The following is a 13756-nucleotide window of genomic DNA, read 5'->3' as shown; positions in this document are numbered from 1 at the left end:
TTAGTATGTCATGTCAAATCTTTTTTCAAAACCAATAGTAATCGCATCGGCGAACACGAATCCTATCACTTCTACGAGCAATCAGTTAATCACTTCATTGAGGTCTCCTTCTGGCTTAATCCTGCTCTCTTGTTTTGCCGCTATGCTGGCTTTTCAGGCTATGTCTGGCAGTGCCAAGAAAGGCAAAACAGCTACTAGCTATTGGGGAGGCTCTAAGGAGAAGGCGCGGGCTGCCTCTAAAGCTAAAAAACAGATGGTTAAAGTGTCGCGTAACAATGTAGCACTCTATGTAGGAACTCCGTTTGTCATGCGCGATCGCTTGAATTCAGACTGGCACAGTAAGGGGCTGATTAAAACTCCACCCCCACCCGCCTGGAAAAAGCAATTAGACAAGGTTTTTAGTAGCAGTCCCACGTTGTACGTTCCAGATGCTCAAAGAGGAATTGCGGCAATTGGGGCAGCGGGTTCTGGCAAAACGTTCAGTGTGATTGACCCTCTGATTCGTTCCGCTTTAGATCAGGGTTTTCCTATGTGCTTGTACGATTTCAAGTACCCAGCGCAGACGAAGCGGGCAGTTGCTTATGCCCTGAAGCGAGGCTATACCGTGCGCGTATTTGCGCCTGGGTTTCCTGAGAGTGAAGTGTGTAACCCGCTGGATTTGATTAAGGATGAAGAGGATGCGATCGCAGCGGGTCAGCTATCCAATGTCATCAACCGCAACTTTGACCGAGGCGGCGGCAACAACGGCGGGGATAAGTTCTTTGAAGAAGCTGGGGACAGTTTGATTGAGGGGATTCTACTCGTAACCAAAGCCGTCAAGACCCTTACTGGCGATGACAAGTATTGTGACTTGATGATGGCTCAAGCCATTTTGAGTTTAGATCAACTCCCTCAACGATTAGAGGCAGCGTCTAAAGGAAAGCTGAAAGTTTGGACAACCCGACCACTTTCTCAGCTCATTAGCGTAAAAGATAGTGATAAAACCGTTGCCAGTATTGTTGGTACGGCTCAGAGGATTTTTCAACGGTTTCTCAAGAAAGACTTTGTAGGAGCATTTTGTGGCAATACGACCCTGCCGCTGGATTTAGATGGTAAGCAATTAATCATCTTCGGGTTAGACCGGAATAACCGGGATATTGTCGGACCGCTCTTGGCAGCAATTTTACACATGATAGTATCCCGAAATGTATCACGAACCGTGCCTCGTCAAGACCCATTGATAGTGGCACTCGATGAGTTGCCTACTTTGTATTTGCCAGCCTTAGTGAATTGGTTGAACGAAAACCGAGAAGATGGTTTCTGCGGAATTTTGGGATACCAGAATATCAGCCAGTTAGAGAAAGCTTACGGCAAAGAACTCGCTCAAGCCATTGTAGGGGGAACGGCAAGCAAGTTTATTTTCAACCCTCAAGACCCTACCAGCGCTAAGTTGTTTGCGGATTATTTAGGAGAGCAAGAAATTCAATTTCAATCCAAATCTAGGAGTACGGGTAAGGGCGGAGGAAGTAAGTCTTTCAACGAGCAACATCAGAAGCGCTTTCTCCTAGAACCAGCCGAATTTCTCAAGTTGGGAACTGGAAAAGCTGTAGTCATTAACCCAGCTTATGTCCGTCAGAGCGAAGCTTACGTTCCTCTGATTCAGCCTGTAAAAGTCCCAAAAGAAGACATTGATGAGATGAATTGGTCAGAGAAGAAGTGGGACACGATTAGACCCAGGTTAGTGGCAGCTAATTCCTATAGCGTTACGGATGAGGAAAGACGCGAACAATTTGAAGAGCGTAGAGCGTTAGCTGAGGCGTTGTTCCCGCTACCGAGTGAGCCTATCTCGGCTCCTACTGCCGAAGAATTGGCGGAATTTTTCTAGGGGGTAGTGCTTATGTATAGTGAGCGAGTTCAGGAAGTTTTGATTAAGTATCCCAGTTGGGCGTGTCGGGTACAATCCGCCCTCAATGCGTCACCTCTAGCATCAGATTATTCAGCTTCTGTCATTGAGGTTTTCGATCAGCAAGGTTTGCTGTATGGACAAGCTTGGGGTGTGCTTTATGAGACTCAAAGACTTTTAGAGCAGCCCTCGGAGTTCATCGCTTGGTGTTTGGATGACCAATTGGCGCTGTTGTTTGTGGATGATGAGATTGTGGTCAATCGTTTGAGTTTGATAGTCCAATCTGAGGCTACGCAAAGTCTCGTTTAGATGGGAGCTTTTGTGTCATGTCAATCTTTACTGTTTCTCAAGGAGATGCTGCCACTTTTCAAGCGCATTATCAGCGCTTGGTTGAAGCGTGGTTGCAAGAGCTTCTCAATCTAGAGCCTCAACGCAGTGAAGAGAATAAATCTAGGGATATTCGAGTAACTGATGGCAAGAGAGTTGTTTACGGTCGAATTGGAGAAACGTTTCGTAATGAATTAACTCCTGAATTAATCGAGCAACTTGAAGAATTAAGGCATACCAGTGTAGGCAATGTAGTCGATTCGGCTTGTTCCAAGACAATTGAAGTCGATGGACAAGTGGTTCTAAAAACTGATGAATCAGGCAAGGTAATCATTAATGAATTTTTAGAAAAAGAGCGGGTTACTGAGAGCGGACGTAGGGATGCGGAGACAGGGAGAAACGCAGATGTAGGGGTAGCAGATATTCCCAGGATAGAGGAGCAAGGAATGCAGGGGATGCAGGGGGAGAGTTCTTTACCAGCATCTGACTCAACCACTTCTGCTCTTGACTCCTCCTTGAGACACGCAGCTTCCTATGAACCATCAAGACGAAAGCTAGGGCAAACTCCAGAGCTAACAAAGGTAAAAGAGGGAGGCGTGGAGCGGGTGAGGTCATCGGTTGACCAATTACCAGACAGCTCTCTCAAGCAGATGCTCACCCTTGAATTGAATGAGACACGCGCTCAATTGCAACGGCAACAACAACAGATCCAGCAGCTTCAAACTCAGCCTCAGGGGCAACAACAGGAATTGGCACAGGCTCTTGAGAACCTGATTCAACAGCGGCTGGCAAAACCCACCCAGACAAGTTGGTGGCAGCGTACTCGCGCTTTCGTTACTCAGTCTATGACATCACTCTCGACGCTACGTCGCGAACATGCTGCTGCTCAATCTTTGAAGACTTTGTTCCATTCTCAAGTTTCAAATGGGGGGCGAGTTTATCAGGCGGATGACTACACAATCGTGCGAGAGGGGCGTTCTTACACTCTCACGGATAAATCAGGGATGACTTTAATGCAGTTTCAGTCCTCTCCACTCTTGGGAGTACGTGTAGAGCGCGACACGGTGAGATTGCAAGCTTCGCACTACCGGGATATCAGGCATCTCCAGCTTTCTCAAGTCAGGGGTGAGGCGCTCAGTGGTGCTTTAGCGCCTGCGGGAGTTCAAGAAACCGATTACCTCAAGCGGGTGAGGGCTGTTACTGAGGCATTAAGTCAATATGCCAGGAGTGCTGGTTCAAAAGTACAGGTGGATGGAAAGCTCTCTTATCGGTGGTTGGCAACACCAGATGGTCGGGTGAGGATTGATGCAAAAGACGGTCGGGGGCCGCTATTGGTTCAGGCTGGAGGTCAATTGCGGGTAAGAATGAGCGATCGCGATTTAGCCCATTTCGAGCAGATGTTACCCACGTTGAATTCTGCCGTTCAGCATAACAGAGCAGTTCCGACTCAGAGAACTCAACAGCTTGCTTGGGAAAGGAATTAAGTGAGAAGTAAGGCAATGAAGTTGCAAGAACTTAAATCGTTAGTTGATTCTTGGTCGCCAGTGGTTTCCATCCAAACACAACTAATTGAGCGTATGTCCACGCTTTCATGGATTGAAAGTAATTTTGCTGCGCCTCTAAATCTTCCGGTTTATCTGTGGAATTTGGGTCAGAGAAAGTTCAAGCAAGTCCAACAATTAAATGGTACATGTTGCCTTCAATTCAATTCTGTATGTGATGGGTTTGACCTATCCGGTCATGACTGTCTGAGCATTCTTGACTTTTTAATAGATTGTCCTCATGAAGGTGTATTTGTGCTAGAGAACTTACAGTCGTTATGTAGTATCTCCCCAACGGCTGATAGTATATCTCGCGAACGAGCCACACAAATTAGTTCTCAACTTATCAACATTTTTGATGAGTTCAAATCTAGTTCTGTGCGTAAATATTTACTGCTTCTCGGTACAGAAGAGGTGGAGTTACCTAGTCGGCTGGCTGGGCTAATCCCTGAAGTATGGAATCCGCTTCCTTCTATGCAGGTTATCAGTAAGTTTCTCAAGGAATTTTTGCCTTCCTTACTCCCAACTAAAAACAGCAACTTAGACAAGGAATCTGACCTGAAAACGCTTTCTCTAGCCGCTTCGGGTTTAAGTCTTGAAGAGATACGAATTGGATTGCGCTTTGGTTTAGAGCTAAATCAGGGTCATAATGTTTCTTTACTGTCGATTTTATTAGACTACAAAGTTGAGCGTTTACGCTCTGTTGGCTTAGAGTTCATAAACCAGCCCAATGTTCCAGATTTTGGAGGATTGGATCGATTGAAAGCAGCGCTATTTGAGATGAAATCCGATTATTCTCCTGAGGCGAGAGAGCACAATATCCCCCTGCCCAAAGGATGGTTGCTTGTAGGACCACCGGGGACAGGGAAAACATTGGCGGCGAAGGTGAGCGCTCGTGAGTTAGGCTTTCCGCTAATTAGTGTGGATGTTGGGGCGATTAGTAGTAGGGGTGCTGCCTATCTAAAGCGTTTAATTGCTCGAGTAGAAGCTTGTGTTCCAGCAGTGGTGTATTTTGACGAGTTCGATAAGTTGTTTACGGCTTCAAATGATAGGGGAGAGGATGTTAATTCTAGGGCGTTGCTGGGGGTATTGCTGACTTGGTTACAGGAAAAGCAGTCAGCAACGTTTGTCATTGCCACATTAAACCGTCTTAAATCTCTCCCTCCAGAACTAACTCGCGTTGGGCGTTTTGACGAAATTTTTTATGTGGGATTTCCAACAGCAATTGAACGCAAGCAAATTCTTCAGTTGCACGCTTCACGGTTTGATGAGCGCTACAAGGATGGGGATGGTCCGCTAACGCAACAAGAATGGAAGATTCTACTGGGAAAAACTGTTAATTGTACGGGTGCAGAATTAGCTCGGATTGTGGAGAAAGCAGCAAGAAAAGTTTTCTACAAGGGACAGCGCAGTCTTCTTGGGTTGCAGGAGTTGTTGGAGGAACGGGAAGCGATTACTCCTCTTTATGTGCGTGACCCCGACCGAGTTATAGCGATTGAGAATGAGGCGCGTTATGTGGCTCAACCTTCTAGCAGCGAGGACCAATCTATTTATGCACCACCCATTCAGTCATTCTGGGGAGAAACCCTCACGTCAAACGCGAATCAATCCGCTTAGTTTGGGGAGAGTAAGTGTCTGGTTGGATAGGTTGGGTTGGGCTATAGGAATCAGTTTATTTGGGCTTTCTGTTGTATCTGTTGCTATTACACTCTATTCTCGACAGCCTCAAGTTTTGCCATTGGGGGCGCGTTTGGTTGTGAGCGGACAAACTATTAATTTAGAGGTTGCCACGACATCGGAACAACAAACCAAAGGACTGAGCTATCGGCATTCTTTGCCTCCTGACAAGGGAATGTTATTTCCTGTCAACCCACCCCGTCCGGTAACGGTTTGGATGAAGAATATGTTTATGCCTTTGGATGTCGTTTCTTTGTACCAAGGACGTGTGGTAACGGTCGCACCATCCTTGCCTCCTTGTCAAACGAACACCTGTCCTCTCTATAAGTCAGAGGTAGTGGTCGATCGTGTCGTTGAATTGCCCGCAGGCACAATCAAAAAGCTGAAGTTGAAGCAAGGAGTGCAGGTCAGAATCTTACCTGTGATTGCTCCTGCTATCTGTTCACAAGCAAGCGTGTTTGACAAAAGTAGATGTTGGGTTTCCTTTATTAACTCAATCGCTACGGCGTTGGGTGATCGCACTCTAGTCGCACAGAGGGAAGGAATCGCCAACACCCCTGCTAACTTATGGCAAGCCGAAAAACTTAGTGATGAGAGGTAACAGCTTGCCGCAAGTTTGAACAAGCTCCACTGTGGATGGCAAGTCTGCAATTGTTCCTTTTAGAAACTTCATTGCATTTTTTGCCATTTTCTGCATAGCTCCATCTTCCGGCTTTTGACCCGCTTCGGCAATGGCTTTTACCTGCTCCAAGGCTTCGGCTTTGTCCTCATCACTGAGGTTAGTATCAGCTTCAATGGCAGATTGAAGTTCTGTAAGCAGTTTCTTAATGCCCGGTTTGTCTGGTTCAGTAGAGTCAGGCAACTGTTTGATAGTATTAGTGACATTGCCGCTAATCTCACCCATCGCGACTCCTGTCATGGATAAATCTTCACCTGCGGCGGCAACACCACTGACATTCCCCTGTGTACCACTGATGTTGATGTTTCCTTTACTTTGTGACATGGCAAATTCTCCTTGATTTTGATACGTCTCTACATAAAACTTAGGCTGCTGTATAGCATTTTCTAATAATTTTTCTAAACTCTGAATCCGTTCATCTTTTTCTTTTATTCCGAGCAAGAGTGCTTGAAGGTCAGAATAAGATAAAGATTTAATCTCAGTGTATTTTTCAAAATACTCCGTGTACAGTTCAGAGCGATTCGCATCACTTGCAACTATAGCTTGAAGTCGAATCTTTTCTTGACCTCGTCCCTCTAACGCTACAACTTCTAACTCGGCTTCTGGGTGATTTACGGCTAACTGAGTGACTGCGATCGCAGCAGCCGTTGGATCGATGCCATCATAGTGAAATAGGTCGAGCGTTTTGAACCTCTTGGCGATCTGACGCATATCAACATCTTGAGTTTGATAAAGGTCAAGGGTTTTAATAATGGGGGTAATAAAGTCAGCAAAGTCTCCTTCTTTGAACGTTTCGTTTCGCTTGTCCGGTTTACGCCAAGGGTCTGGATCGTCTTCTGTTGGCAGTCGCATATAGACATACTCGCACTTTACCCCATCTAGTCGAGTATCGGTTGAAATTCCCCAGTTTTCAATGCAAGCTCCCGTTAAGCAAGCTTCTATTAGGGTAGCTTGATAGAGCTGGGTTTGGACAAGCTTTGCCCCTTTTAAATTGGCATTTTGCAACGTGGCTTCACTCAAATCTGTACTGATGAAGCTAGCAGATTGCAAGTTGGCATCTTTAAGGTTTAAATCGCGTAGACTGAGGTAAGCAAAGGTTTGAATTTGACCATCTTTTGTAATCGCTAACTGCCGCACCCTTGCATCTTCTAGATATGTGCCTTCTCCGCGAGCGCGATCAATATTTTGGGCTTGAAACCAACAAGTGCGGGTGAGAGTCGCGTTTCTGAAGTCTACGCTTTTGAGGGTTGCTTGGGTAAAGTCGGCATCAGTTAAGTTCGCACCCCGAAAGCTGGTTCCTCCTTTGGCAACAATGGCGATCGCAAGTGAATAAATTATCTTATATTTTCTGTTTCCAGTTACAGCTTGCCAGCCAACATAGATACCCGATGCGATCGCGACTAAGGCAACAAATACAGTTACCAAGAAAGCAACAAACACATTTTCAAGAGGTGTGGATTCCTCGGCTTTGACTCCAAACAGAGTTCCCAGCACAGCACCCATCAATGCGATGAATAGGATTAAAGCTCTAGCCCCAGGTAGAGCCAGGATTCTCTCTACAGCTACAGCTACAGCCATATGACCAACCCCAGCCATAGTCCCGGCTAAAGTAACTGCCGTCAAGATTGAGCCAACTGAAAGATTGTGTCCAGCTTGATTTTCTGGAAAAAATGCAATTGCCGCAATTAAGCAAGCTGCTACTGCTTCAGCTACGATTGCCAGTGTTGCTCCTAAGCCTTGCCAGAAAATAACAATCAAAAATATTACTAAAGTGATTAAAGCGACAAATCCAAAAAAGGAATGTCCATAGATGTCATTACTTAATAAGTCACCAACAATAGCACCAGCATAAGCAGAAATTAATCCGGCGAATAATGAAAGAATGAGTGATAAGACAATTAGGTAAATAGTCTTGGATGTTGGTAAACCAGCTTTGGCATAGCTGAAGTTAGCACCGACGAGAATAGCATTACTGAAGTCTGCGCCTCGGATGTTGGCATAGCTAAAGTCAGCCCCCGCCAAGTTCTTTCCTCTAAAATCCGCACCCCGTAAATTAGCACCGTGAAATTCGTATGCCATTACTGTTCATCCGTCCAACTAGGGGCATTTCCATCTTAGTACAGCCCGTATTGCTCGGATTCGGCATATTGCAGGGGGTCTGGCACTCACGTAGGCGGTTGTTGCTTCCCTTACTGGAGGTGCAGGATCTTGGACACATATGCCCAGATTAGGATGTTGTGCTACCCAATGCGATATTTCGTCAGTTGTTTTTCTATATCTCTCCACAATTGAAATAGCTTCACTTGAGTTGATTTTTTTTAGTGATTTTATGGCTTCATCGCGCATCCATATATCTTCATTTCGATCTAAGAAAATTTTAGTCAGTTCAGGCACAGCATCTTTTGCATCTGCACCTATTTCTCCTAGAGCTACCACAGCACCATATTTAAAACCTACATACTTATCATTTAAGGCAGCAATTAACACTGGAACTACGTCTTTACCAATTTCTACTAAAGCTTCATGAGCAAGGACAGAGTTAGGTCCACATAAGTAGCCACCAATATGCTCATATTTTATAGCAGGAATCAACTCTGGAATTACGTCCTTTGGGTTGCCGCCAATTTTGAATATGGCAATAGCTGCGCTGAAACGAACATCACTATTTTCATCTTGGAGAGCAGTAATTAGAGCTGGAACAGCAGATTGGGCATCTTTACCTATTTGCATTAATGCATAAGCTGCCCTGGAGCGGGTACGGCTCTCTTGAGATTGAAGATCAGCAATTAGAGCTGGAACAGCATCTTTACCTATTTTTCTTAAAGCACGCTCTTCACTGTGAAAAAAAGCAAAAGGCTCTCTATCGTTGAGAGCTTGAATTAAGTCAGGGATTGCTTCTACACCAGTGTCTGCTAGAGCCAGAATAGCCCAAGAGCGTACTATACCTTTTGTCCACGCTCGCTCTGGAGTCTCACGAGTATTGTTATTGGTAAATTCGCGTAAGTTTTGAGGGGAAACGCGAACAATAACAGGAAAAGCAGATTTTTTGGGTGCGACTTGATCATGAATAACTGTCCTCAACACAGAAACAGCAAATTTGGGTTCGATGCCAATTTGGACTAACGCATAAGCTGCTGAGGAGCGTACCTTACTATCTGTGTCTTGAAAAGCCGTCATCAAAGCGGGAACAGCAGCTTTCGCCTCGAAGCCTATATCCCCAAGAGCATCAGCCGCTCCAGAGCGGACTTTACTATCGTTATCTTCAAGAGCTTGTATCAAGTCAGGAATTACTTCTACACCAATTTCTGCTAAAGCACTAGCTGCTCTAGAGCGGGTGATGCTATTTTCATCTTTGAGAGCAGTAAATAGCGCAGGAACTGCATCTTTACCTATTTTCCCCAAAGCACTAACAGCACCGTTACCAATACCCCAATCTTCATCTTTGAGAGCGGCAATTAGTGCGGGAACTGCATCTTTGCCTATTTCCCCTAGAACATCTATGGCATCGGAAGAAGGAACAGGACTAGCATATCCATCTTCTCTTTTAAGAGCAGTAATTAGAGCCGGAACTGCGTCTTTACCTATTTTTCCTAAAGTCTGAACAGTAATGATACGAACATCACTACTCTCATCCTTTAGGAATTCAGTTAAAGAAGGTATTGCTGGTGCTGCTTGTGAACCAATTTGCCCCAGCACAGAAATTATAATAAGACGAGCGTCTTTATCCTGATTTTTGAGAGCTTTGATGAGAGCAGGCACAGCTTTCGATTTACACGATACTAGCCCCTCAAAAGCAGAAGGCTCACCATTGCCTAGTTGCTCGATATGCTGTTGAATCTCTACATCAGTGCATTGAGCAATAGGTAACGGAACTGATGGAGTTTGAGAAAGTGCTTTGATATTGGTTAACAGAGGTAAAGTTATAGCAAACAGCACACCTAAGATCGTCAATATAGCTGCTTGAAATTTCCAGTGCTTGCTAAGCATTGCAAAACCTCTGCAAAAAAGAGTTCCATCGTAGAAGGGGTAAGGTTAATGATTTTCTATAGCTTCATTGGGATGACTACCATATCCGGCTCAAAAATACTTTCTATAAGGAATTTCTTAAAAGACACGTCCCGCTTTTGAATGATGACTGTGGTACAGCCTTTACCTTGGTGCCGATACGAGTTCACTTCTGGTGTATATCATCATACGTCCTATCCTATCCATCTGGAAAATTAATCGCTCTCATCCACCAAAGGTTTCTGCTTTCATGGTTTCGAGATCTTATGTTGACGGACAGATTGCGGCGATCGCGGTTGTTAACAATCTGATTCTGGTGACGAACAATCAGGCAGACTACGCTGATTTCCAAGATATTCAGCTAGAAAATTGGTTTACTGATTCCTAAACGATAGGCAGCTCAGCGAGAGCTGGTGCGCTAGACTTCGTTTCGCGAGAGCTGCTAGCGCACCATGCTACACAAACGCTAACGCGCAATCGCTGCCAATCTATCGAGTGTACCTCTCCTCTCATCCTATGTGTATCGCTCTTACCAACCTTGCCATCCAGAGGAGTGTGGCTTACCCAAGCGAAAACTACTGTAACAATTAGGGGGAAAGGAGGAGAGAATGTCAAGCTAAAGTTTTTGAGTAGAGAAAGCGCTCTTGTATTGAGTAGGGTTTGAGCGCAGCCTCAACTCGTAGAGGAATGTTTTGTTTAGCACAAGCCTTGAGAACAGCGGCAGCTTTGCTGTTACCACGAAAGGCAAAGACCTCCCAAATAGTTAGCCAATCGTTAAGGCTGAGACTTTCTACAATTTTTGACTCTTTTGTCGTGTTGACTTGGCAGAGTTTTGACTCTCCAGAAAAGCCTCTTTGCAGCAAAGTTTTTAATTTCCTAGGAGAGTTAGGGAGTTCTTGCAACCAATTCTCCAAAACTCCAATTACTCCCAGACCAGATTCCGGACTGATTCGATATTCTCTCTTGGGTAAAATCAGAACTTCCAATAGTAGTTTCCTTTGTAATTCTAAAACGATAGGATTAGCTGGCGTGACAGTAAATTCAGTTTCTTGCTCTTCTTGACTTGTTGATAAAAGAGTTGCCTCACCTGGATGTTGTAAAGATTCGATAATATCTTTCCATTCATATTGGTCTGCTAGCTGTTCTGAGATCAAACGAGAATCTAAAAGATATCTCCAGTAGATAGCAACAGTACTTAATGAGTAAGCCGAAATAACTTTTCGGTTAGGAATTTGTACAAGGATACTTTCTAAACTGTGTGATTCCATGAATTCTTTAACATCTCTCTTGGACTGTTTAACTGGTCTTGATGCTTGGCGATCGCTCATCACCAACTCTCCGTTGGGAAGTTGGTATGCGGCGCAAGAGTAATGTTTATAATGCCAGCGAGTTGATTTAGCGAGTGGGATTTTTTCTGGGGTTTCAAGAAGGGAAGATTCTGAGTTTTGAGGAAATAGTTCTGTTGGTTGAATCATAAGGTTTACTTCTCAAATACTGAGCTTTACTAAACTTCCTGCTTGTCAGATAATTGTTTTTGTTTTTTGAGGCATCTAATATTTATTATTTGTTTGCTAGATAAAAATATTGCAAAGCAACAACATAGATTCGTAAAGAATCCGTAAAACTTTAAAAACTTATGATGTAGATTAGCCACTAAAGTGACTCAATCCCTTGACAAATAAAAATAAAAGTAAAATTCTTCTTCAGGTAAAATAAGAGGTAGAAATCTATATTAAAAGCCGTATCAAGAGCTGTGATTAAATGAATAAATCCCCATGATTGTAATCATTTCCTGCTAGTGATATATATCACAACTCTTAAATTAAGAAATGCTATTAGAGTTGAGTAAAACCTTACAGAAAGCAACGCTACTAGCGCTCTTGTTCCTGCCACTGCTGTTTTGGTTGTTGCTGTTGCTGTTGCTTCAGTTCCTCGTTCCAATCTTTCGCCTTCGGTCTGACTCTGGTCGCTTGGGGCAGAAGCTGTTTGATTTGTCTTGCTATCTCGTCTCCTGCTGAGTCATTGTCGTATGCGGCGATGAGGGTGGGTATCTTTTTGAGAAAGTCTAGAGGTAAGCTCCGAGCGCTGTCAGCAGTCAAATAGAGTGTTTTAGTCTTGGGTGGATAATCTAATTTAAGGAATGAGATGGCATCGATGGGAGACTTGAGTAGCACTACCCTCTCAATTAAATCAGTTTCACTTCTGCCGTATCTCACATAAAACCAACCGGCAGAACGCTTGCTACCAGGAGCTAACCCAAGGAAGGTGTTATGTTTACCTACTGTTCCCCTCAAGAACGCTCCTGTGGTTTCCCCATCTAGAGAGCGCTGAAGGAATACTGCATTTTGCTTAGAGTCAGCATAGACCAATTTCTGCTGGTGTAGAGCCTTTACCCAGTCAGAGGGCAGTTGGCGCTCATGGGTCAGGTAGTGTTGTACAGAAAGCCATTGACTTTCATCTGGCACTGGCGGCACAAACTTGGGAGCTGGCTCATCTTTGCTAATCTGTAGTGCCTGACTCCTTGCCTGGTGAGTCACAGCTCGAAGCATACCTGAAGACCCAAAGCGATCGCTCAACCAAGCAATAGCCTGCTTAAACTCACACTGTCTGACGTGCATCACTAAATCAATTGCACCCCCTCCGCCCCGTTGCTCGCCTGAGAAGTCGTAGAATTTAGAGTCGGTGATATGAATGATGTGACCCTGACCTTTCCATCTATTTTTACCTTTAGTATCTGGGTCAAGTCCCAATTCGTAGGCGACATCCTCCAGGGGCAAATCTCGCAACTGGTTCGCTAATTCCTTCCAGTTGTGCATTAATGCGTCTTGTTGGTGAAGGCGCTGCTCTAACTTCTGCCTTTCCTTCTCACTGGAGAGAGTTGTCTGCTTTAGCTCCTCTTTTTGTTTGAGTAGCCGTTGGCGATCGCTGAGTTGGTGATTGATAATCTCAAAGAGTGGCTGCAAAGTCTTCTGCACGCGCTCTCGATAACTAGCAGCGCTTTCACTCAGAAGTGGCTTTGGTAGCTGTTCTAGATTGATATTGAGCGAGTCACGGTGAATATCAGCGTAGTAATCCTTGACTTCGGTGTGAGTAGCTTGACTACCTTTGATTCCTCGCTCTATGCCCAAATGTTGCACAGCGCGAGCAAAGCTATCCTGAAGTTCTGATAGTTTTTTCCTACTGCCACCAAACAGCGCCCGACAATTCAATTTCCCTCGCTCATCCAGTGGCACCAGATAGGCGTGAATGTGTGGAGTAGCTTCGTCCAAGTGTAACTCAGAGCGGACAATTCTATCGCCGTACTGCGACTGTAGCCATTGGGTGGCGGCATCGGCAAAGTCGTTTAGGCGCTTGGGGTCATAAGCTCCTGCCTGGGAGGGGTTATCGGGACGGAAGTATTCAGCACTGGCAGAAAGGATAAATTCTACAGCTAAGACGGCATTTTTCCGAATCTTTTGATTGCCAATTTTTTCTTGTACCAGAGTGGCGAGGTCTGGGTCATTAGCAGTGCCAATCAAGCGGATATTTGATACGAATGGGTCGGCATTGGGAGTTTCTCTGTTTCTAGTGGTATGCTGTTCGCTACCGCCTAGTTCCCCCCAACTCTTGATTTTTTGAATCCTGCAAACGGTGAAAGCCATAGGA

Annotated in this window: 10 protein-coding genes; 6 read left to right on the top strand and 4 right to left on the bottom strand. The window is 44.8% G+C overall.

Annotation, left to right across the window (positions count from 1 at the left end; translation table 11 throughout):
* Positions 1-142: 142 nt before the first annotated feature.
* Genes MIC7113_RS31330 through MIC7113_RS31310 form a run of 5 tightly spaced genes read left to right on the top strand, consistent with a single transcriptional unit; the run spans position 143 to position 6028 of the window.
* Positions 143-1864, top strand: a complete 1722-nt coding sequence (locus MIC7113_RS31330; protein ID WP_015186206.1) for a type IV secretory system conjugative DNA transfer family protein — start codon at positions 143-145, stop codon at positions 1862-1864.
* Between the two features lie 12 nt (positions 1865-1876).
* Entirely contained in the window at positions 1877-2191 is a 315-nt protein-coding gene (locus tag MIC7113_RS31325; protein ID WP_015186205.1) for a hypothetical protein, read from the top strand.
* A gap of 17 nt (positions 2192-2208) precedes the next feature.
* Positions 2209-3693, top strand: coding sequence for a hypothetical protein (locus MIC7113_RS31320; protein WP_015186204.1), 1485 nt, complete (start codon positions 2209-2211; stop codon positions 3691-3693).
* A gap of 15 nt (positions 3694-3708) precedes the next feature.
* Positions 3709-5367 carry an ATP-binding protein gene (locus MIC7113_RS31315; protein WP_015186203.1) on the top strand — a complete coding sequence of 553 codons (1659 nt, stop codon included), beginning with the start codon at positions 3709-3711 and terminating at the stop codon, positions 5365-5367.
* Positions 5303-6028, top strand: a complete 726-nt coding sequence (locus tag MIC7113_RS31310; RefSeq protein WP_226883730.1) for a DUF192 domain-containing protein — start codon at positions 5303-5305, stop codon at positions 6026-6028. Before MIC7113_RS31315 ends, MIC7113_RS31310 begins: the two co-directional genes overlap by 65 nt.
* Here the strand turns inward: MIC7113_RS31310 and MIC7113_RS31305 are convergent.
* Together MIC7113_RS31305 and MIC7113_RS31300 are read right to left on the bottom strand one after the other, a co-directional pair.
* Entirely contained in the window at positions 5993-8185 is a 2193-nt protein-coding gene (locus MIC7113_RS31305; protein WP_015186201.1) for a pentapeptide repeat-containing protein, read from the bottom strand. The genes MIC7113_RS31310 and MIC7113_RS31305 overlap by 36 nt on opposite strands.
* Positions 8186-8203: 18 nt before the next feature.
* A complete protein-coding gene (locus MIC7113_RS31300; protein WP_015186200.1) occupies positions 8204-10093 on the bottom strand; it encodes a HEAT repeat domain-containing protein in 1890 nt (629 codons plus the stop codon).
* Between the two features lie 268 nt (positions 10094-10361).
* On the opposite strand from MIC7113_RS31300, the gene MIC7113_RS37065 reads away from it, so the two are divergent.
* The gene (locus MIC7113_RS37065) at positions 10362-10499 is read left to right on the top strand and encodes a hypothetical protein (RefSeq protein WP_216596517.1); all 138 of its coding nucleotides are present in this window, start codon (positions 10362-10364) and stop codon (positions 10497-10499) included.
* A gap of 223 nt (positions 10500-10722) precedes the next feature.
* On the opposite strand, the gene MIC7113_RS31290 is transcribed toward MIC7113_RS37065, so the two are convergent.
* Complete coding sequence (locus MIC7113_RS31290) at positions 10723-11439, bottom strand: hypothetical protein (RefSeq protein WP_390465443.1); 717 nt, start codon at positions 11437-11439, stop codon at positions 10723-10725.
* Between the two features lie 543 nt (positions 11440-11982).
* Positions 11983-13752 carry a MobV family relaxase gene (gene mobV, locus MIC7113_RS31285; RefSeq protein ID WP_015186198.1) on the bottom strand — a complete coding sequence of 590 codons (1770 nt, stop codon included), beginning with the start codon at positions 13750-13752 and terminating at the stop codon, positions 11983-11985.
* Positions 13753-13756: the final 4 nt, after the last annotated feature.

It is taken from the genome of Allocoleopsis franciscana PCC 7113 (assembly GCF_000317515.1).
Lineage (GTDB): Bacteria > Cyanobacteriota > Cyanobacteriia > Cyanobacteriales > Coleofasciculaceae > Allocoleopsis > Allocoleopsis franciscana.
Note: the sequence above shows the minus strand (reverse complement) of the source record. Positions and strands in the feature narration are given on the sequence as shown.

Bases quoted from the DNA above. Each gene is read 5' to 3' on its own strand.
- MIC7113_RS31305 (WP_015186201.1), bottom strand. From the start codon at position 8,185: ATGGCATACGAATTTCACGGTGCTAATTTACGGGGTGCGGATTTTAGA.
- MIC7113_RS31320 (WP_015186204.1), top strand. From the start codon at position 2,209: ATGTCAATCTTTACTGTTTCTCAAGGAGATGCTGCCACTTTTCAAGCG.
- MIC7113_RS31300 (WP_015186200.1), bottom strand. From the start codon at position 10,093: ATGCTTAGCAAGCACTGGAAATTTCAAGCAGCTATATTGACGATCTTA.
- MIC7113_RS37065 (WP_216596517.1), top strand. From the start codon at position 10,362: ATGGTTTCGAGATCTTATGTTGACGGACAGATTGCGGCGATCGCGGTT.
- MIC7113_RS31315 (WP_015186203.1), top strand. From the start codon at position 3,709: ATGAAGTTGCAAGAACTTAAATCGTTAGTTGATTCTTGGTCGCCAGTG.
- mobV (WP_015186198.1), bottom strand. From the start codon at position 13,752: ATGGCTTTCACCGTTTGCAGGATTCAAAAAATCAAGAGTTGGGGGGAA.
- MIC7113_RS31325 (WP_015186205.1), top strand. From the start codon at position 1,877: ATGTATAGTGAGCGAGTTCAGGAAGTTTTGATTAAGTATCCCAGTTGG.
- MIC7113_RS31290 (WP_390465443.1), bottom strand. From the start codon at position 11,439: ATGAGCGATCGCCAAGCATCAAGACCAGTTAAACAGTCCAAGAGAGAT.
- MIC7113_RS31310 (WP_226883730.1), top strand. From the start codon at position 5,303: ATGCACCACCCATTCAGTCATTCTGGGGAGAAACCCTCACGTCAAACG.
- MIC7113_RS31330 (WP_015186206.1), top strand. From the start codon at position 143: ATGCTGGCTTTTCAGGCTATGTCTGGCAGTGCCAAGAAAGGCAAAACA.